The 19273-nt window shown below is 47.4% G+C and carries 21 protein-coding genes; 14 read left to right on the forward strand and 7 right to left on the reverse strand.

The window, feature by feature from the left end:
- The 7 genes from VLX91_05930 to VLX91_05960 form a co-directional block, all read right to left on the reverse strand.
- On the reverse strand, nt 1–654 hold a 654-nt coding region (locus tag VLX91_05930; GenBank protein ID HUI29736.1), incomplete at its 3' end, for a CheR family methyltransferase.
- 4 nt (nt 655–658) lie between these two features.
- Nucleotides 659–2035: a HEAT repeat domain-containing protein gene (locus VLX91_05935; GenBank protein ID HUI29737.1), complete on the reverse strand. Its 1377-nt coding sequence runs from the start codon at nt 2033–2035 to the stop codon at nt 659–661.
- Nucleotides 2036–2041: 6 nt separating this feature from the next.
- Entirely contained in the window at nt 2042–3415 is a 1374-nt protein-coding gene (locus tag VLX91_05940; GenBank protein HUI29738.1) for a FapA family protein, read from the reverse strand.
- A 4-nt stretch (nt 3416–3419) separates the two neighbouring features.
- Nucleotides 3420–5189 (reverse strand): methyl-accepting chemotaxis protein, encoded by a 1770-nt coding sequence (locus VLX91_05945; GenBank protein HUI29739.1) that lies wholly within the window; start codon nt 5187–5189, stop codon nt 3420–3422.
- A 72-nt stretch (nt 5190–5261) separates the two neighbouring features.
- A complete protein-coding gene (locus VLX91_05950) occupies nt 5262–5753 on the reverse strand; it encodes a chemotaxis protein CheW (protein HUI29740.1) in 492 nt (163 codons plus the stop codon).
- A 24-nt stretch (nt 5754–5777) separates the two neighbouring features.
- Nucleotides 5778–7661 carry a methyl-accepting chemotaxis protein gene (locus VLX91_05955; protein ID HUI29741.1) on the reverse strand — a complete coding sequence of 628 codons (1884 nt, stop codon included), beginning with the start codon at nt 7659–7661 and terminating at the stop codon, nt 5778–5780.
- A 10-nt stretch (nt 7662–7671) separates the two neighbouring features.
- On the reverse strand, nt 7672–8241 hold the full coding sequence (locus VLX91_05960; GenBank protein ID HUI29742.1) for an ABC transporter substrate binding protein: 570 nt from the start codon (nt 8239–8241) through the stop codon (nt 7672–7674).
- 828 nt (nt 8242–9069) lie between these two features.
- On the opposite strand from VLX91_05960, the gene VLX91_05965 reads away from it, so the two are divergent.
- The 14 genes from VLX91_05965 (at nt 9070) to VLX91_06030 (ending at nt 19238) form a co-directional block, all read left to right on the forward strand.
- On the forward strand, nt 9070–9207 hold the full coding sequence (locus tag VLX91_05965) for a hypothetical protein (GenBank protein HUI29743.1): 138 nt from the start codon (nt 9070–9072) through the stop codon (nt 9205–9207).
- 2 nt (nt 9208–9209) lie between these two features.
- A complete protein-coding gene (gene flgB / locus VLX91_05970; GenBank protein HUI29744.1) occupies nt 9210–9599 on the forward strand; it encodes a flagellar basal body rod protein FlgB in 390 nt (129 codons plus the stop codon).
- Entirely contained in the window at nt 9596–10090 is a 495-nt protein-coding gene (gene flgC, locus VLX91_05975; protein ID HUI29745.1) for a flagellar basal body rod protein FlgC, read from the forward strand. Before flgB ends, flgC begins: the two co-directional genes overlap by 4 nt.
- Nucleotides 10091–10097: 7 nt before the next feature.
- A complete protein-coding gene (locus VLX91_05980; protein ID HUI29746.1) occupies nt 10098–10382 on the forward strand; it encodes a hypothetical protein in 285 nt (94 codons plus the stop codon).
- Between the two features lies 1 nt (nt 10383).
- A complete protein-coding gene (gene fliE, locus VLX91_05985) occupies nt 10384–10683 on the forward strand; it encodes a flagellar hook-basal body complex protein FliE (protein ID HUI29747.1) in 300 nt (99 codons plus the stop codon).
- 11 nt (nt 10684–10694) lie between these two features.
- Nucleotides 10695–12248, forward strand: a complete 1554-nt coding sequence (gene fliF, locus VLX91_05990) for a flagellar basal-body MS-ring/collar protein FliF (protein HUI29748.1) — start codon at nt 10695–10697, stop codon at nt 12246–12248.
- A gap of 46 nt (nt 12249–12294) precedes the next feature.
- On the forward strand, nt 12295–13329 hold the full coding sequence (fliG, locus tag VLX91_05995; protein HUI29749.1) for a flagellar motor switch protein FliG: 1035 nt from the start codon (nt 12295–12297) through the stop codon (nt 13327–13329).
- On the forward strand, nt 13316–14041 hold the full coding sequence (locus VLX91_06000) for a FliH/SctL family protein (GenBank protein ID HUI29750.1): 726 nt from the start codon (nt 13316–13318) through the stop codon (nt 14039–14041). The genes fliG and VLX91_06000 overlap by 14 nt, the downstream gene beginning before the upstream one ends.
- Nucleotides 14041–15363, forward strand: a complete 1323-nt coding sequence (gene fliI / locus VLX91_06005; protein HUI29751.1) for a flagellar protein export ATPase FliI — start codon at nt 14041–14043, stop codon at nt 15361–15363. The genes VLX91_06000 and fliI overlap by 1 nt, the downstream gene beginning before the upstream one ends.
- An 80-nt stretch (nt 15364–15443) precedes the next feature.
- Complete coding sequence (locus tag VLX91_06010) at nt 15444–15872, forward strand: flagellar export protein FliJ (protein ID HUI29752.1); 429 nt, start codon at nt 15444–15446, stop codon at nt 15870–15872.
- Nucleotides 15873–15874: 2 nt separating this feature from the next.
- The gene (locus VLX91_06015; protein HUI29753.1) at nt 15875–16459 is read left to right on the forward strand and encodes a hypothetical protein; all 585 of its coding nucleotides are present in this window, start codon (nt 15875–15877) and stop codon (nt 16457–16459) included.
- A 2-nt stretch (nt 16460–16461) separates the two neighbouring features.
- Complete coding sequence (locus VLX91_06020) at nt 16462–18015, forward strand: flagellar hook-length control protein FliK (protein HUI29754.1); 1554 nt, start codon at nt 16462–16464, stop codon at nt 18013–18015.
- A 98-nt stretch (nt 18016–18113) separates the two neighbouring features.
- The gene (locus tag VLX91_06025) at nt 18114–18830 is read left to right on the forward strand and encodes a FlgD immunoglobulin-like domain containing protein (protein HUI29755.1); all 717 of its coding nucleotides are present in this window, start codon (nt 18114–18116) and stop codon (nt 18828–18830) included.
- Between the two features lie 18 nt (nt 18831–18848).
- On the forward strand, nt 18849–19238 hold the full coding sequence (locus tag VLX91_06030; protein HUI29756.1) for a TIGR02530 family flagellar biosynthesis protein: 390 nt from the start codon (nt 18849–18851) through the stop codon (nt 19236–19238).
- Nucleotides 19239–19273 lie beyond the last annotated feature (35 nt).

Genomic DNA, 19273 nt, shown 5'->3' on the forward strand with positions numbered 1-19273 from the left:
CTTGTCAAATAAATTTAGTTGTTTGAAATCGACCATCTTTCTTATTTCTTCCGATAAAATATATTTATCTCCATCTTTATGAAAATATTTTTCAAGATAATTCTTGGGAAGATTCCTTATCGAATAATCCTTAAAGATTCCCCTCTGTGCGGAATCGATAGTCTGTGTATTTATGTCGCTCCCGATTATCTCGAATTTTATCTGTGGGAATGATGGCAGGATTTTTTCCGCAACGATCATCGCAACCGTGTAAGGCTCGTCACCCGTCGAACACGCGGCACTCCATATTTTCACCTTATTCGTGCCTTCTTGTTTGCGCTTCCTTGCCAGCTCAGGCAGTATTGTCTCCTCAAGTGCCTTAAATTGAGGCTCATTGCGGTAAAAGAAGGTTTCATTTATAGTGATCGAGTTGATAAGATGCGAGAGTTCGGCGGAGCTCTGTCCATTGGTCAGCGACCTGCAATAACCGTCGAAACTTTCCATGCCGAGCGCTGCAAGCCTGCGGCTTACTCTGCTTTCCAGAAGATATTTCTTGTTGTCGGCAAAGAATATCCCAGTTCGGGTATATATAAACTCCCTCAAGGTCCTGAAGATGTTGTCGGGCAGCTTTTCGCCCTGTGAAGGAATTATACTTGTCTGAGAAAGATAGCTCATCTTACTATTGTTGTTTTTGAGTGCCGGCTTTGAACCGGGCTAATAGCTTGACTGCCGCATCCCGGATCTCCTCATCATAATCCTCTTTAAGCTTCTCGAGTTCTTTGTCGAAGAAGAGAGGTCCAATCCTTGCTGCTAAATCGAGAGCGTAACTCTTGACCGCAGACTCCGCATCTTCTAACCCCGCCTTGACGACCTTTACCGACCGGTGCGGGTTCTGTCCTTCACAAGTACTCAGTGCGGCAATCTTGGTATCCATGTCCAGATCTGAAAAGTTCGTTGAAATGAAATCCGCTATCTCGTCCATGACTTTTGCACTCAAGCTGAGATTGTACGTTTGAAGAAGATTCTGTATGAGCCCGATTATCATTTTGACTTTGGAGGTTCTGTCTTTCCCGTTCTTGGCCGACTCTAATATGATGCCGATTGATTTCTCTGCATGTTCTTTTAAAACTGAAAAGATCGCGTCGTCGATGGATTCGGATCTTCCGAGGCAGCCGACCAGAGTCTTTATGACATCCTCGTCGATAAAATTGCGCAAGCCTCTGATCGCAGCGCGGACGTAAACCGGCTCGCTGTCGTTCATCATTTCGATAAGGTGATGTTTCAGGGCGCGTGGAACTTCCCCGTCAAAAGTGGCCGGATCCAAGAAAGATACCACCGAATGAAGTACGACCGGTTTTGCCAAGTCGGATAGCGAGTCCAGTTTTTTTATAAGTGCGTTTACGACTTCCTTGTCCTTGCGAATCGCAAGAGCTTCTGCTGCAGCCAGCTGAACCACCGGGTCCTGATCGGAAAGTGCGCCGAGGAAAAATTGTGTGCTCACTTTATCGGGGAATTTCGCTGCTGCGTTTACAATGTTAGGTTTTGCAAATTCGAGCTTGTTAAACAGTTGAATGACCTCCAATATCGATTTCTCAGAATGCAGAGCGCCGAGCGCATCGATGCACGCGCAAACAACGTTCTGATCGGGGTCAGAAAGGTGAGACTTTATTTTTGCAATTATCTCCGGTGTCGAAGAAAGCTGGGCGAGGATGTCGATCGCGAACTTTCTAACATCTTTGTTAGGCGAATCAACGTAAGGCAGAGTAACCTTGGTGGCGACCGCGCCCATCTTCACGAGTATATCGCCTGCGAGATTACGCACCGCAATATTGTGACTGAGGATGTGAATGGCGGCCAGCGACGCCGCTTTTTCATTCGAGCAGAGGATCAGCAATCTTGATGCGGCCTCGCGAACTCCGCGGTCTTCGGCATTGAGCATCGTGGCGGCGGCCTCCAATACGCGATTGTCACACGCAAAATCGGATAAAGCCTCCAGCATATCTCGGATTCCGGAAGGATCCGAAGCGTAAAGTTGTTCAATTAATTTTTCTATCATAGGCCTTCAGATGTTTTTAGTTCTGACAATTTCGTTTTTTGATTCTTCGAAGGTTACGTTGTTGAAACTCTGTTTGAGTCCGCAATGGACGCCACTGATTTCCATGACCACGCTCGGATGAATCGTGCCGAGTACTATCAGCTTCGGACTTTTTCTTCTTGACATCTCTATTGAAGTTTCCTGCTTTTTCGAAGCCAGCGATTTAATTTGATCCGTGATTTCCTGGAGCTTGTTTTGTGATAGCTTCAAATTCTCAGCCTTCTCCTCAGTAAAATTGCTTCCATCTATCCTGTCGCGCACCAACAGGTAAATTTTATTTTTTATTTCTTCTATGATCTTTTTTTGAAATTCAATTTCCTTGTCGATGGCTAAAGCATCTTCAGTTGCCAGTTCTCTTATCCCAAGGCGAACTCTCGTTGTGGAATAGAGTTCTCCGCCGAGGGTCCGGACCTCGATTTTGTTTCCGGCAGTCACGACGCCCCCCATTATAACCGCATGCGGTGCATAAACTGTATCTGCCGCAACTAAGCGGCCGTTGACGCTTTCTTTGGTGATGGTTATGGATTCTCCTGCCTCCAACGTCTGGTTGAGGATCACGTGCGCTTCGATGTTTCCTTTGGAACGAACAATGCCGTCGCCGCGCCCTACGAAGCTTCCTTTTACAACCACATCTCCGCCGGATATTATCTTTGCATCTTCGACCGAACCTTGAATGAATACGTTGTGCTTTACGTTCAGGTTACCGCTTCCTTTGACGTCTCCCATTATACGTAGTGACCCTGCGAACTCGATCTCGCCGTCCGAGTAATCTATGTCCTGGCGTATTGTATGTTCGGTGATGACTTCAATGCTTGCATTTCCGATTTTTAGATTTCCGTCGGCTGCTGCCTCGAGAGTTATTTGAGTTTCCGTCTCCGTTCGCTTGATGTTGGGACTTGTAAAGAAATTTATCCTTTTGCCCTGCTTTGGCTGAATTTTCTTTCCGAACACATCAACACCGACGCTTCCCTGCGTCGGTTTATGAACAATCCCTATGATTTCACCTTCACAGATATTACATATTCCAAATTTTTTTTCTGCTTCGGTTTGAGGATGATTTTCTACCCTTTCAAACCAGCCGTCTTTTCCATCTGTGTGTCTGGAACCGATTGCGGCAAGTGTCCGCATTCCCTGATTTTTGAGAGCTTCAAGGAGTGCGTTGTCATCTATTCCATAAACCACGCTGTTTGCTTCAAGAGAAGCTCGAACTTCTGAAAGTTGAGCATCGGGCTCGTCAACTATGATGTAAGCTTCGTAATTATCGCCCGACACTTCTGTCTGGATTTTCTTTTTGATCTCTTCTCTGTGGTATGTCTGGCCGCTTTCCTCGACGTGAAGCATCAGTTCATCCCCTTGGATACTTCATGGGTTCGAAAGGTTTGTTGGGTCCCATCGGGCCCTTTCCTGACTGCGCATTTCCGTGAGAACTCTCCGAGAGGGAGGCAGAATGATCGGCGTTTTTATCTTTAATCAGCTTGAACTTTGTGATGAGTGTCTGGAGATTGGTCGTCATCCTGTTAAGATTGTCTGCCGCTCTTGCTATTTGTGAAATCCCTCCCGCGGACTCAGACGAAACGGTGGAAATCAGCGAGATGTTTTTCGATATTTCTCCGCTCGTCGAGGACTGCTCCTCATTCGCCGCCGCAATCCGTGCGATCATGTCCACGATGTCATGAGCCTTGCCGACAATGTTATTCAGTGAAGAACCCGCCTGGTCTGCAAGCGTAAGTCCCGTTGTGACTTCTTGAATCCCTGCCCGCATTGCATTCACTGCTTCGCTCGTGCTGGCCTGGACATTTTTTATCATGTGAGAAATCTGCTTTGTTGCCTGCGTTGTCCGTTCTGCAAGCTTTCGTACCTCGTCTGCAACAACTGCGAAGCCTCTGCCTTCTTCGCCGGCCCGGGCAGCTTCGATTGCGGCGTTTAACGCAAGGAGGTTTGTCTGATCCGCAATATCGTCGATGACGGAAATTATTTCGCTTATCTGTTTGCTCAGGTCGCCAAGCTGGTTCACTGTTTCCGATGATTTCTTGACGACTTCGGCGATTTCTTTCATCTTTTGTACAGTCCTTTGGACTATCTCGCCGCCGTTTTGTGCAACGGTTCCATTTTCTCGCGCGGCGCGCTCCACGTTTGCTGCATTTCGAGCATTGTCCATGACGGATTTCGCCATTTGTTCAACCGAAGCCGCAACATCATTTGCTTGGGACGACTGTTCGCCTACTCCTGCCGCGAGTTCCTCTATGGAGCTGCTTATCTGAGCAGACGCACTCGCCGTAGATTCAACTGCCTCGATCAACTGCTCTATTATGCCCCTGATATTCCTGATCGATTTATTAAAGCCTGCATAAAGATTTCCAATCTCATCCGAGGTTCCCTCAGTTAATTCTATGGTGAGGTCTCCATCTGCGAAATCGGTCATCTTCTCGAGGAGCAAATTGACGCTTTCAGAAAGATACTTGCGCTCGGCGTCTATCTCGCCAGAAACTTTTTTCATCTGTGAGATGTCCGTGAGCACTTCTACGCCGCGGGAGACTTCTCTGTTTTCGTTCACCGCAGCCGCTTGATAGAGGATGGGTATCTGAATATTTCGTGGGTTTGCAGTGGTCTCACCCGTGATTATCCTCTGTTCTTTCCATGCTTTATTTACCGGACAATCTTCGGTTTGACACAACGGGAGCTTGAAAACTTCGTAGCATTTTTTCTTTGCTATCGCATCTTCTCTTTCTATTCCCGCGAAATTTAGAGATGCCGAGTTGGCAAAGTGAAGTGTAAATTCCCTGTCCATCGAATAGACCGGCGTACCGACAGCGTTAAGAGACGACAAGAGCCTTGCTGTAACCGAAGACATCTTGTTAAAGGATTCCCCTAACTTTCCGAATTCATCTCTCGAATTGAGCTCGACTCTTGTACCCCACTCGCCTTTTGATATTCTTCGAGCCGCTTCAGATAGGACATTTAAAGGTGAAATTACTGATCGGTACAGGAAAAATCCGGCAGCGGCAAGGATAATCGTACTCGCACAGGTTATATACCAAGGATTATTTCCGATCGTCAGCAGAATGAGGACTAATGCGGTTGCTCCGAAAGTTGCCGTTATTCGCATTGGATTCATCGAATTCATCTGTCGCCGATTTTGTCCTCAATCGATTCTTATGAATTTAGTTTCGCTCCGCTAGCAATATAATCAACCGGCCTTTTCCGTCCCTATGTCGGCCAAATGTTCCTGCTCGTCCGATGACAGGACTTTATCAAGATCAAGGAGAATCAGCAGCCTGTCTTGTAGTTTTGCAACGCCGGTTATGTAATTCGCATTTATGTTAGTTGTCAACTCGGGAGGCGGTTCGATTACACTCTTTTCAACCCGGATGACTTCTTTCACCATGTCGACAAGAAACCCGACCACTTTGTCGGGCAGCTCCACGACGATTATCCTGGTCTCATTGTCATGGGTTTTCTTTTCTATGCCGAAGCGCGTTCTCAGATCGATAACAGGGACTATCTTCCCGCGCAAATTTATTACCCCTTCGACAAAAACCGGAGACTTCGGAACACGAGTGATTTCGACTGTGCGAATTATTTCCTGTACCCTAAGTATGTCGACTCCAAACTCCTCGTTCTGAACCACGAAACTTACGAGCTGATAGATTGTTTCGTTCGTTTGTGAGTTCGCATTCATCTTGATTCTCCTCTTGGTGATCTCCTACGATTTATGCATGCCGTGAAGATTTACAAGTTTTCCGTTTTGTCGTACGGCATAGGAACTTTTCTGCTGAATCTTAGAATTAAGCTGGAACCGCTCGATCAACACTCTCAAATGTTCTGTGAGCTTGTTGAGGTCCTCCGCGGTATGTGCAAGGTCAACGGTTGCCTGTGACACGTTGGTTGCAACGGATGAAATACTTTCGACATTGTGTGAGATCTGCTCGCTTGCCGATGATTGTTCCTGCGCGGCGACGGCAATCTGGTTGATCATGTTGACGACGCCGTTTACGGAGGCGATAATCTCCGATAGCGATTCTGCTGCCTTGTCGGCAAGTCTCATTCCATTTTCAGCCTGTGAATTACTCTCCGTCATGGCGGACACAACCTGTGTTGTCTCCTGTTGAATTCGCTTGATCATCCCCGCGATTTCTTTCGTTGCGGATGTAGTACGCTCGGCAAGTTTGCGAACCTCGTCGGCTACTACGGCAAAACCACGACCCTGCTCGCCGGCTCTCGCCGCCTCGATTGCCGCATTGAGGGCCAGTAAATTCGTTTGATCGGCAATATCGTCAATGACTTGTATGATTTCCCCGATCTGTGCGCTCGATTTTCCGAGGGTATCGACAATTTCAGCCGACTTCTTGACAAGCTGGGCGATTTTTGTCATGCCGCCGATCGTTTCCTGGAAGACTTTCTCTCCGTCGTTTGCTAGTGTTGCGGCTTTCTTCGCCATGTCTGCCGCCTCTGTCGCGTTCTTAGACGAGTCTATAACCGTTCTTGACATTTGCTCGACTGCCGTCGCGACCTCGTGTGTCTGGTTGGCCTGGTCGGCGGCACCGGTCGACATTTCTTCCGCCGCTGTGGAAATTTGACTTGCCGCCTCCGCAAGAGAATTACCGGCGGTGTGCACTTCTCCGATGAGCGAATTAAGATCCTGGATCATCTGATTAATCTTAGACATCAAAAGCGCCACTTCGTCGCTCTTCTTGACATCGAGTTCCTTGGTCAGATCGCCTTTTGTCACAGCTTCGATCACTTCTGAAATTTTTCCAAATTCTTGTTTTAAATATTTCTGTTGCTGCTCTGATTCTTGTTGCATGCTTTCGGCAAGTTTTCGCGCTTCTTCCGCCTGGTGCGTCTTCAGCTTTATTTCATCGAGCGATTTTTTATTGTCCTCGACCATTATGTTGAATGCCGCTGCGAGTTCACCGATCTCGTCCTCGCGATTAAGTTCGACTCTCGTGTTAAAATCTCCGGCTGCAACTTTCTGGGCCGATTGCTTGAGTGATTCAAGCGGTAATATCAGAGTTTTTCTCATGAGGATCATCGCAATCCATCCGAAGATCGCAAAAATCAAAAAGGATGCGATTGAAATAAAAAGGCTGTTAGATTGTTCCGCGCGGAGAGACCTTGATGGAAGGGCAACAGCTACATAGCCGAGATTCTGATGGGTTGCCTGGTTGGTAATCTTTGCAATTGCAACGACCACGGGAGTTCCGTTGTTAGTCTCAGCACTTTGTACCAACTTTGTAGTCGACGATAAGTTAGGTGGATTCCAATCGAGAGAGCTCAGGTTCATCTCCGCAAGCTGCCTGCCGTTCGGATCATAAAATGCGCCAGCCACCGCATCGCCGGCGCCGATCACGTTCCTAAGTGCATCAGTAAGTCCGCCGGCATCGCTCATCATCAGTCCGAACTGCGATTGGGCTCCCATGGTTTGGGCAAGCAGGTTGGCTCTTTCATTGAACTCGTTTTCGGTCGTGCTCAAGGAATATCTTGAGTAAATGAAGAGCAAAGCCCATGCAAAAAGCATGATCACGGTCAACATCACAGAAAACTTTTTGCGAAGGCTTAAGTTCGCGAGGTTTTGGTTGACACTCATATTATTTGCCTCAGTTTGTTGCTATGAACTGTGTGTCTTGTAGATATTTATCGGGCACTTTTATCCCGAGTGCGTTAATGGTCTTTTTATTAACATATAGCTTCACAGTACTCCCGTCTGAAAGCAGAGAGGCACAAGCCCCTGCTGAAACCCAGTCGGTGTTCGGGGCGAAAAGGGCGATTCCATTTACGATAGTGTTCTTTATCAGGAAATCTTTTGCTATGTTGCTGTTAAGCGGGTCGCTATTGTCGAATACCCAAACTGCCTGGACATGGTAATTATCTTTGAGGTCCCTGAATTTCTGCGAGATATCGCTCAATTCCTCGACATCTTCAACTATGACTTTAACGCCCATCGAAGCCGACGCCCTCTCTATTTTCGGCAGATATTCGCCCGAATTAATTTTGGTTTGATTCCACAGCAATCCGAGCGCCTGCGTCTGAGGAATGAGCTGTTTAATCATGAAAATCATCTGAAGAGGAGTCACATTCGAGTCGACCGCACGCGGCGTTTTAACCGATATAAGGATAACAAAAATCACGACGCAGATCGGCTTAATGATGTTGTAGAAGAATCGCATCACTTTCTGCCTCGGATATTTATAGGAGTAGCGATCACGATTTTCAATCTGCTGAATGTAATTGGTGAATTCAACTGCATTGAAGTAGCTGTTGTGGCGTATTCCGCTGTCGTGGGCGAAATATTACCCGATCCAAGCCGATCCTCCAACGCTGACATGGCGTATCTACCTTCTGATGAACATGATCCACATGCGGCTAAAGGGTCATAGGCTTGTGTATATGCTGATACAGTGTTCATGGCATCATATTAAATGTCAATTGATGTGCCGCGCTGATTCTTCGGATTTCCTTACATTTTCCGTAATGAAATTTGCCGGTATGTGGTGAATGGGGAATATTGGCCACGCAATTGAGTAATAGTCGCCAGGGGATTTATGGAATTTTGCCCTTGATCTTATTGAGTTTCGAGTCGCCCCGAAGGACTTCAGCGGGTAAGTGTCGTGAACTATTTCATGCTGATCAAGATTCTTTTCGGTCACGAGATATTTCTCCATCATCATGAGCTGAGATATTAAAACCGTTTCTGTTACCGTTCACCCTCGCACACACGCCAACACCGACCTGCGTGCAAGCCTTCTCACCATCTCCTGTATCCTACTTGATCAGGGCTAAACCACCTAGAGGATATCAGCCCTCCACAATCTGGACTACAAAGGTAATACTTTGGCGAATAGTAAGCAACTGTGGAGAATATTAATCATTTCTTACGTTCTTACTTCGACGGAATTCTTGAATTTCTGCGATTTTCGACAAAATTGTACGATTTTTCTTGGCTGGCCAATTGGCACAAACGTTGACGCTCATCTGCGGAGTTAAGGAGCGTTGAGATGAAAAAGATTCTGATACTTATCGCAGCATTGCTGGCTGCGTCTGCGCTGGCAGCGTTGGTGACAGCCCGGCGGAATTCTAACGGAAACATCGTCGATCCCTTCGAAGATTCTTCGATGGATTGCTTGGGAGTGTAGCCATGAAAATAGATTTGTTTGACCGAAGCAGGATCCCGCTTCTTGAGAAACAGCTAGATGCGCTTTCCCTTCGCAACAAAGCGATTGCCAGCAACATTGCAAACATTGGAACTCCAAACTATAAGCGGCTTGACGTGAGTTTTGAGAATGAGCTTTCGGACGCTATCTCGGAAGCGAATAACTCGGTTGATCTCAGCAACAACGTGGAACAAGTTGAGCCGGAGATGGGAGTTGATCGGGCAAGCTTGTATTTCAATGGAGCGAACAATATCGATATAGACCACGAAATGGCGGAGCTCGCAAAAAATCAATTGCAATTCGGCCTGGTTTCAAAATTAGTCGCCGGAACATTTCAATCGATAGACAAAAGTATAAATGGTGAAGGTCAATGAAGATCGGGAAAATATTTTCGGCAATCGATATAAGCGCTTCCGGTCTCGCACTTCAACGAAAAAAAATGGACGCGATTGCGTCAAATCTTGCAAACGTGGATTCAGTTGGACCGGATGGGAAACCCTATCAGCGGCAGGAAGTTCTCGCTGTGCCCGGAAAAAGCGTTCCATTTGCCGATGAATTGAAAAATCAACTTATCCCTCTCGTTACGTCGGATCAAAGTCATATTGCGAGCCTGCCGGACAATTTCGTCGGCCGCGATTATACCGTGCGTGAAGTCGAGGGAAAGGTGGTGCAGGATTCTTCGGCAACGAAAACTGTATACGATCCATCAAATCCCAATGCTGACAAAGATGGATATGTGACTGAGCCGAAGGTAAACGTAGTTACTGAGATGGTCGATATGATTGCAACGACCCGCACCTACGAGGCGAACGTCACCGCAATTGACGCGTCGAAGAACATCATAAAAGATTCACTTGATATTTGAGGAAAGCATGAGAATAGATTCGATCTCCAATCCCCTGAACGGGACAGGTTTGACTCATGTACATAATGTTTCGAACACCAGCCGTGCATCAAACGCACAGCAAACTTTCCAGGGCAAAGATCAACAGGTAGAGATTGCTCCTCCTGAAAACGGACTGACCGGGGCAGAACGAGCTTACTTCGCCGGATTATTCCCCGGTTCAGTCCTTCAAATCAATACACACAAAACTTATTCCCCGACGGGCATCAGTGCAATGGTTGAGCCTGGGCAAATAGTGAATAGGAAGGGATAATATGCAGGTTGGCGATATTCAGTCGGCGATGAGTCAGATAAACACAGATATTTCTGCTGGCAAGAGCGCCGAAGACGTTACAAAGAGTTTTCAGGAAACTCTCGAAGGGTTCATAGGCAACGTTAACGATTTGCAGAACAGCGCTAACGACGCCATCGATAAGATGGCATCAGGAGAGGCAGCGGATGTCCATGAAGTCATGGTTGCCGTCGAGAAAGCTAAGGTAAGCTTCGACCTCTTGCTTCAGGTTAGAAACAAGATGCTGGATGCCTACAAACAAATAATGCAAATGCAAATATAGATTTTTGAGACATGGCTAATTCGGTTTCGGGCTACACTTCACAAGTGAATACGGTTTTGAAGAGGCTGACTCTCGGTCAAAAGGTCGGTATCGTACTTGCGGTAATCACATCGGTTGTTGCTCTCTATATGCTGATAACGTGGGCGAACAAGCCGACCTTTGGAGTCCTCTTCTCAAACCTTGATGCGCAGGACGCTTCAAAAATAATTGACAAACTGAAACAGAGTTCGGTGGAGTACCAGATCGGCGACGACGGGAAGGCTATACTTGTACCGAAGGATAGAGTTTATGAACTGCGTCTTCAGATGGCAGGTCAAGGACTTCCACAGACAAGCGTCGTAGGTTATGAGATTTTCGATAAGCCGTCGTTCGGCATGACAGACTTTACACAAAAGGTAAATTTCAAAAGGGCGCTTGAAGGCGAATTGGAAAAGACCATACTCCAGCTTGACGAGGTTGATGGATCGAGCGTCCACATCGTTATTCCGGAGAAGGCTCTTTTTGAAAGTGAACAGAAGAAAACTACGGCGTCGGTGTTTTTGAAACTGAAGGATGGAGCTCACATCAGCCCGGACGCGGTCAGCGGAGTCCAGCGATTGGTGGCAGCAAGTGTAGAGGGCCTCGATGCTAACGACGTTACCATTGTAGATTCAAGAGGGAATTTGTTGTCGACCAAGAGCGACGGTCTCGAAGGCATGTCGGCGTCACAGTACGACATACAAAGTAAAGTCGAATCTTATCTGGCAAATAAAACACAAACGATGCTGGACGGCGTTCTAGGATCGGGGAATGCAATAGTCAGGATCACAGCGCAACTCGATTTCAATCAAGTGGAGAAGACAACCGAGCAGTATGATCCCAACAGTGTCATCCTGAGTGAGCAAACCATGCAAGAACGCTCATCTGCACCCAGCGACAGCACCGCGAATAATTCGACCCGAACAAACTCAGTGACGAACTACGATGTCGGCAAAACCGTCGAAAAAATTGTCGGAAATACAGGGGGAATAAAGAAACTCTCTGCTGCAGTCCTGGTCAATGGGAAATACACGTCGATAGAAAAGAACGGCCAGAGCAGCGTATCCTACACGCCGAGAAGCGAAAGTGAAATTGTTCAGCTGACTAACATCGTAAAAACGGCGATAGGCTTTGATGCGACACGCGGAGATGACGTGTCATTGATAAATATTCCGTTCGAAAACAGTGAACAGGTTTTCACGCTTAAACCGAAACCGGGATTTCAGATTCAGGATTATGCGAACAAGCTGATTATCCTTGCAGCAATGATAGGGGCGGTGGCAGTGTTTCTTTCTATTTTCAAGAAGCTGCGAAAAAGTGAACTTGCGATACCGCAGCCGATCCTGTTGCATTCGAAGCCGACCTTGCAGGCTTCTCCGTCTGGCGCAGCTCATATCCCCGATCAAATGGAGAGAATCCAGGCAGCAGAGTATTCAGAAGATGTATTGCGGGCTAATAAAGTCAGAGAGGACGTCAGCGGCTATATTCAGAGCAAACCGATGGATGCTGCTAACCTTCTCAAGGTTTGGCTAACGGAAGGTGAATAAGGAACTGCACGGCACGTGACAAGAAGAAGAAGGCAGAATAATCATAATGTCTAGAGAAATTGCGCGGGCGATCACATACGAGCAGTTGACGGGAAGACAGAAGGCGGCTGTGTTGATGATCGCTTTGGACGTCGAAAGTGCAGCTCACATATTCAAACATCTCGATCAAACCGAGATCGAGAAGCTCACCGTAGAAATCACGAACATGCAGGGAGTTCATTCGAATGTCATAAACAAGGTAATGGAAGAATACCAGCAACTGGGTCTCGCACAGGAGTATATCGTCAAGGGAGGGATTGAGTATGCGCATTCTGTTTTGGAAAAAGCGTTGGGTTCGGTAAAAGCAGGTGAGATAATAGAAAAAGTGAAAGAGCTTACGACGATAAAAGGCTTTTCGGTTTTGAAGAAAGCGGAGCCCAAACAGCTTGCCAACTTTTTGCAGAAGGAACACCCGCAGACAATTGCATTGATATTGAGCAATCTTGCCTCCGAGCTTGCGGCGGACGTGTTAGAAGCGTTTCCGGAAGAGCTTCGCGCGGACGTCGCATTTAGGATTACCACGCTCGGAAGGGTGGCGCCGAGCCTTGTAGGAGAGATTGAAAACGTCGTAGACCAGGTTGCAGAAGAAGTAATAAATGAAAATAGTACTTCCAGCGGCGGCGCCAGGCTAATGGCAGCGATCTTGAACAAGGTTGGCGTCATTCAAGCAAAGTTTCTCATGGGTTCGATCGAACAGCGCGACCCGCAGGCTGCCACCGAGGTGAAGAGGTTGATGTTCATGTTTGAAGACGTCCTTTATATCGACGACCGGAGTGTCCAGAGAATCCTCCGTGAAGTTGACAAAAAAGACCTTACACTCTCGCTTAAGATTGCAGACGAGAAGCTGAAGCAAAAGATATTTTCGAACATGTCAGAGCGTGCTACCGACATGATAAAGGAAGAATTGCAGTTCATGGGCCCTGTCCGGCTTCGCGATGTTGAAGCTGCACAAACAAGGATCATAGAAGTAATTCGTCAATTGGAAGAAAACGAAGAGATAGTAATCGGCGGAAGAGGAGGGCCGGAAGATGTCTTTGTCTAAGGAAAAATACGACCGCAAAAATTTGAATGTCATAAAAGTAAATTCGGTACCGGCCAGGATGAAGATAGCGGACTATAGAAGCTTCCTGGAAGAAATCGACGCCGATAAAGTATTGAAGTTCGATGCTGAAAATTCTGTTGCCAGAGAAAGATCGGAAGATGATTTTGAAAAATTCGGCCGCGCTGACGGCTCTTCACGAAACGAAGTTACGATAGCGTACGAAGAAGGGTTCGAGGCAGGAAAAACGGAAGCTACGAAACTGCTCCAGGCCGAGTACGAAAAAAAGGTCGAAGGCATCGTGGGCGACTTCGTTGCCATGGTGCATGAGTTTTCCGGCGAAATCGAAAAATACAACAGAGAATACGACAAAGCGATCGTGACGCTTGCGCTGGCGGTTGCCAGACGACTCGTGGCACGTGAAATCGCCCTGGATGAAAGCGCCGTTCTGGCCCGCTCGCGTGAAGCGATCAGAAAAATCATCGGAGTTGAACGAATAAAGATTCACATTAATCCTTCCGATGAAGAATATATAAGAGAACATCGAAACGATCTCAGCAGCTATGCCGATTCCGTCAAGGAAATCGCTATAGAATCGGACAACAAGGTTGAGCGAGGCGGATGTATTATCGAAAGCGAGCTTGGAAATATCGACGCGAGAATTTCAACGCAGTTTGACCTCATAGAAGAGGCTTTTTCAGAACTGGCTAAATAATGAGCGCGGTTTTGGAACACATCGACAAATATATCGAGCAGCTGGACAGACTCGATTTGATCAAGGTGAATGGCCGAGTATCGGATGTAATCGGACTGGTAATTGAATCCGTAGGTCCGACATCTTCACTCGGTGATGTCTGCAGCATCAAATCGCGGGAGGGCGAGGATCTGTGCCTTTCCGAAGTTGTGGGATTCAGGAGTAACAAAGTTTTGTCCATGGTCCTCGGAAGTGCATCCAGCATAAGCCCCGGCAGCGAGATAGTCGCGAGCGGGAAGAGTTTTTCCGTCGGCGTCGGCATGGGACTGCTGGGCAGAGTCCTGGATGGACTGGGGAAACCGATGGATGCGAACGGACCGGTCGAACCTGAAGAGATTCGATCAATCCATCATGCTCCGCCAAATCCTTTAGAAAGGAAAAGAATAACCAATCCGATTTCGACTGGAATCCGTTCCATCGATGCACTTCTGACAATTGGGAAAGGTCAGAGGATAGGGATATTTGCAGGAAGCGGGGTTGGAAAAAGTGTCGCCCTTGGCATGATCGCTAGAAAATCGAGTGCCGATGTAAATGTGATTGCACTCGTCGGAGAGAGAGGAAGGGAAGTAAGGGATTTCATAGAAAAGGAACTTGGCGAGGAAGGTTTGAAAAAAAGCGTTCTCGTCGTGGCGACAAGCGATCAGGCATCTCTCATCCGCGTGAAGGCAGCAATGATCGCGACCACAATAGCAGAATTTTTCAGGGACAAAGGACTCGATGTTCTTTTGATGATGGATTCGGTTACTCGTGTCGCCATGGCACAAAGAGAAGTCGGATTGACAATTGGCGAGCCGCCGACCACAAAAGGCTACACGCCGAGCGTATTCGCACTTCTTCCTCGCCTGCTCGAACGGGCCGGAAACGCAAAAAATGGCAGTATCACCGGATTATATACCGTGCTGGTCGAGGGCGACGACATGAATGAGCCGGTCGCCGATGCCGCCCGTTCAATTCTGGACGGACATGTCGTTCTTTCGCGAAAGCTGGCATCGGCGGGACATTATCCTGCGATAGATGTCCTCGAAAGCGTCTCGCGCGTTATGCCCGATATTACAACCGCGGATCATCGAAGAGCCGCGGGCTGCATAATGGATCTCCTTTCAACTTACCGCGAAGCTGAAGATCTCATCAATATAGGAGCCTACGTGAAGGGAAGTAATCAGAAAATTGACAAGTCTATTTCTATGATCGAGCCGATCAGGTCGTTCCTTAAGCAGGGAATGGATGAATCGTCGGACTTGGACGGTGCGATAAACAAGCTGGCGGAACTTGCCACGCTTTGATTCGGGCCAATCATGGATGAGGAGCCGCAATGCAAGTGAACGGAATCAGGATGTGACCAAAATGGTGAGGATGATATAAAATGGCGCGATTCAAATTCAGGCTTCAATCAGTAATAAGAGTCAAAGAAATACAGGAAAAGAAAATTCAGCGTGAGCTTGCTCAGGTGAAGAAACGCATACTGCAGGAGCAGGAAAATCTTGAGACACTTGAAGATGAACGCGAGAGACTACTCTCTGCCTCTCCGCTGAACGGTAAAATAAAAGCCGCCGACATCGTAACACACCACGACTACATCAAGAAAATATCGGAAGAGATCCGGTTCGAGAATGCCAGGATCGATAGCCTGACGGAATTTGAGACAAAAAAGATAGACGAGGTTCTTGAGGTTAAGAAAGATCGTGAAGCGATTGAGCATCTGAAGGAGAAACGGCTGGAAGAAGCCAGAAGAGAACTAGATCGAAAAGAGCAGGTCCTAATTGATGCCATTGCCCAGCGAATGAGTGCCTAGATATGAAAACTGCCCTCGGATACGTTCTCGGATTTTCAATGACTTTCACTGTCATTACGGGTGGAATGTATTTCGTCTCCGAGAAATATCCATGGATGTTTAACGGAGGAGATTCTGACACTAATGATGGCAAGCTGAAGTCAACCGTGACGCCTCCACCGAGTGTACCAGCAGCGGAGACTCCTGTTGAGCCGAGTGATTCTACGAAGGGATCGAACGAAACCATAAATACTTTAAAAACAATGCTGGCGGAGAAGAATGACTCGATATCAATGAGGGACGATTCAATCAGGCAGTTGAATTCTGTGGTATCTCAACTTCAGAGGAAAAATACCGATGATAATGTGGTGATTACACAGCTTCAGGGTCAGGTCAATTCATGGAACAGCGAACGCCGAAAGGAGCTGGCAGGCGCTTATAGTGACATGGACCCGGCAGCCGTAGCGAAAATAATGAGAAATTTAGACGACAAAGACATCATATTCATCTTGTCGAGCGTTCAGAAAAAGCAGGCTGCGAAAATTCTCGGTGAGCTTGATCCAGCACGTGCTGCTAAACTTATGACCAGTTTGGGCAAGGGAAAATAAATATGCAGTCTCAAGCAATGTCTTCCTATGTTGATCCGGCTCAAAATCCATCAATGGCAATCTCGACCATGAAAAGCCAGTGCACTAATAACACCGTTGGCGATGGTTCCCCATCGGATCAACCGTTTGCAAAATTGTTGGACAATCTTCTGATAGGCACCTCCGGCTGCCCAATGGGTGTGATGAATGGAAAATCTCGACCTGGTGAATATGCTAACGTGTTCCCGCATAACGGATCACTTACCTCCGAGAGCGAAAACCCAAGAAATGAGAAGACAAATAACACAGACTACTCTGAGTTGGCATCGTTAATTCTCGGGATTTTTTCCGCAGAATCACCTGCACAAGTTGCCTGCAAGCCCGATGTCGGCACGGGTAACGATAAATCAGATTCCCCAGAGTCTTTTAAGGTTACTGCGAAGATAGAACAGCAGTTGGCCGCACTTCTGACAAGCTCGCGAGGTTATTTAGATGATAATTCTGCAAGTTCGTCCTCGCGATTTTCCGGAATCAGCTTCATGTCGATGCTTTCAAAGAAGGCAGGAGAAAATCCAGTGATGAAAGAAAGTCTCCTGAAAATCTTGTCCGACTCATTGAACAGTTCGGTAAATAAGAAATCGTCGAATGAGCTGGAAGAAATTTTAGCTGATCTTTCGCGTTCCGGATCGCAACCCAACAAAGGTAATCCGCAAACTGTGTCCTCGCGAACAGTAGCTGAAATCACTCCTCAAGCATTCAGAGTTCTGCAGACCTCAACAAAGAACGGAATTACTCAAGCAAAAGATGCTCAGCCGTCTCAGAGTTCAACTGGGAAGATACCCGCAGCGGAAATTCCTTCCGCGCTGGTTGGTAAAGATTTGTCGAATGCATCCGCATTGCAGCCAGCGGTGAAATCATCCGAGGAAGCAGGCAAACCTTCTATAGACCGTGACAATCAAACTGGCATTAAGGTCGAGAACATTTCTGCAAATCCCGACAAATCTCCCTCAAAGGTTTCACCTGACGCGGAAAGACAAGGGTCTTCAAAGGACAGTTTTGCTGACCTGACGAAGCATGACGGTACTGATATCTATGCTGGCATTTCAACGGATCCTAAGAACGATGTCCGGTTCAAGCAGGACTTTTCAAGCGCCGTCGAAGAAAGCCGTGATGCAGCCCCATCAAAGCCGGACATATCCCAAGTCGCACAGAATATTATACGCGAAGCAAAGATGATGGTGCAGGAGAACAAAACTGTCGTGAGTGTCAGGCTGGAACCGGAATCCCTTGGATCGGTTGTTCTCAGGGTTGCAAGTGACAACGGTAAGATCAGCGCAGAGTTTAATGTGAGGACCTCCGACGCGCGCACTTATTTGGAGTCGTCTATTCCCCAAATGAGAGAGATGCTCAACTCGAACGGCGTGTCATTGTCTCATCTGTCAGTGAATCTAACGGGAGGCGAATCGCAGAGGCAGCAGCAGCAGTCGAGAAAAAATCCTCAGAAATTTTCAGCTGAAGGCAATTCCGTAGAAGCGGCGAGGAGCTTCGGCTATAACACAATCGAAGTGAAAGTATAATATGATCGGAGACCGGAAAGTGGATGCGAGAAGTCTGAAAAATAAGTTGTCGGTTGCAGTCTCCGATCCTGCATATTCTATAAGAATGAGGAGTTGACATGATACTTAATCAAATCGATTCCACGACCGGCGCAGCTGCGTCAGCCACGGCAACATCGTCATCGTCTTCTTCACAATCGGCGGGGTTATCTTCGGCGGCAAATCTCAATGAGAATGATTTTCTTAACATGCTGATTACCGAACTGAAGAATCAGGATCCGACGAATCCTCTTCAGAGTACGGATCTCGCCGCTCAGCTTGCCCAGTTCAGTCAAGTCAGTGAGCTGCAGACGATGAATACGAATATCCAGAATGCAACGAACGCAAACCTGGTATTGACGCAATCCATAAACAATACCATGGCAGCAACATTGATCGGCAAACAAATCAAAGCGAACTCATCTACGATAGTTTACGACGGAACCGCTCTCCCGTCCGTAGGTGTTACGCTGAACGGAAACGCCGCCGACGTCAAGGTGCAAATTAAAGATTCCGCTGGCAACGTGGTACGTACGATAGACGCCGGCCCTAAGTTGGCCGGTGACAATACGATCTCGTGGGACGGAAAAGATGACTCTGGGAACAGTCTGCAAGCAGGTGATTACACCTTTTCTGTCAGTGCGACCGACTCCGCCGGGAACTCAGTTTCCACATCGTCCTATTCTCTCGGAGTTGTGCAAGGAGTCAAGTACAGTTCAAGCGGCACGGTGCTTATCGTGAACGGCGAGGAGATCAATTTATCCGATGTCGAAGAGATTTTCGGCAGCGGTAATTAAGAGTATAGGAAAGTCTTTATGGCACAGGAAATTGACGGCATAAAAGTTCCGTTCGTTCCGATTGGAGGAGTGGATGGACTGCGTTCGACCCCGCCAGTCGGACAGCCGACCGGGAAATCATTTGACGAAGTCCTGCGCGGGGAAATCGACCGGTTGAAGTTTTCTCATCATGCCCAATCCCGTCTGGAATCTCGAAATATCCAATTGTCCGATGATGACGTCAAGCAACTCGCAGATGCGGTCGACCGGGCAAGCCAGAAGGGCGCGCAGGATTCACTTGTCATCATGAAGAATGTTGGTTACATCGTCAACGTAAAGAATCGCACTGTCGTGACTGCCGTTGACGGGGATAGTCTAAGTGAAAATGTTTTTACGAACATCGACAGTGCAGTTTTAATTAACAAATAATAAACAATCGGGGCTGGACTCCGTATTCGTACGGA

The organism is Candidatus Acidiferrales bacterium (genome assembly GCA_035515795.1).
In the GTDB taxonomy this organism is placed as follows: domain Bacteria; phylum Bacteroidota; class Ignavibacteria; order Kryptoniales; family JAKASW01; genus JAKASW01.

Coding starts and splice junctions, on each gene's coding strand:
- VLX91_05935 (HUI29737.1), bottom strand. CDS start 2,035: ATGATAGAAAAATTAATTGAACAACTTTACGCTTCGGATCCTTCCGGA.
- VLX91_05940 (HUI29738.1), bottom strand. CDS start 3,415: ATGCTTCACGTCGAGGAAAGCGGCCAGACATACCACAGAGAAGAGATC.
- VLX91_05945 (HUI29739.1), bottom strand. CDS start 5,189: ATGAATCCAATGCGAATAACGGCAACTTTCGGAGCAACCGCATTAGTC.
- VLX91_05950 (HUI29740.1), bottom strand. CDS start 5,753: ATGAATGCGAACTCACAAACGAACGAAACAATCTATCAGCTCGTAAGT.
- VLX91_05955 (HUI29741.1), bottom strand. CDS start 7,661: ATGAGTGTCAACCAAAACCTCGCGAACTTAAGCCTTCGCAAAAAGTTT.
- VLX91_05960 (HUI29742.1), bottom strand. CDS start 8,241: ATGCGATTCTTCTACAACATCATTAAGCCGATCTGCGTCGTGATTTTT.
- VLX91_05965 (HUI29743.1), top strand. CDS start 9,070: ATGAAAAAGATTCTGATACTTATCGCAGCATTGCTGGCTGCGTCTGCG.
- flgB (HUI29744.1), top strand. CDS start 9,210: ATGAAAATAGATTTGTTTGACCGAAGCAGGATCCCGCTTCTTGAGAAA.
- flgC (HUI29745.1), top strand. CDS start 9,596: ATGAAGATCGGGAAAATATTTTCGGCAATCGATATAAGCGCTTCCGGT.
- VLX91_05980 (HUI29746.1), top strand. CDS start 10,098: ATGAGAATAGATTCGATCTCCAATCCCCTGAACGGGACAGGTTTGACT.
- fliE (HUI29747.1), top strand. CDS start 10,384: ATGCAGGTTGGCGATATTCAGTCGGCGATGAGTCAGATAAACACAGAT.
- fliF (HUI29748.1), top strand. CDS start 10,695: ATGGCTAATTCGGTTTCGGGCTACACTTCACAAGTGAATACGGTTTTG.
- fliG (HUI29749.1), top strand. CDS start 12,295: ATGTCTAGAGAAATTGCGCGGGCGATCACATACGAGCAGTTGACGGGA.
- VLX91_06000 (HUI29750.1), top strand. CDS start 13,316: ATGTCTTTGTCTAAGGAAAAATACGACCGCAAAAATTTGAATGTCATA.
- fliI (HUI29751.1), top strand. CDS start 14,041: ATGAGCGCGGTTTTGGAACACATCGACAAATATATCGAGCAGCTGGAC.
- VLX91_06010 (HUI29752.1), top strand. CDS start 15,444: ATGGCGCGATTCAAATTCAGGCTTCAATCAGTAATAAGAGTCAAAGAA.
- VLX91_06015 (HUI29753.1), top strand. CDS start 15,875: ATGAAAACTGCCCTCGGATACGTTCTCGGATTTTCAATGACTTTCACT.
- VLX91_06020 (HUI29754.1), top strand. CDS start 16,462: ATGCAGTCTCAAGCAATGTCTTCCTATGTTGATCCGGCTCAAAATCCA.
- VLX91_06025 (HUI29755.1), top strand. CDS start 18,114: ATGATACTTAATCAAATCGATTCCACGACCGGCGCAGCTGCGTCAGCC.
- VLX91_06030 (HUI29756.1), top strand. CDS start 18,849: ATGGCACAGGAAATTGACGGCATAAAAGTTCCGTTCGTTCCGATTGGA.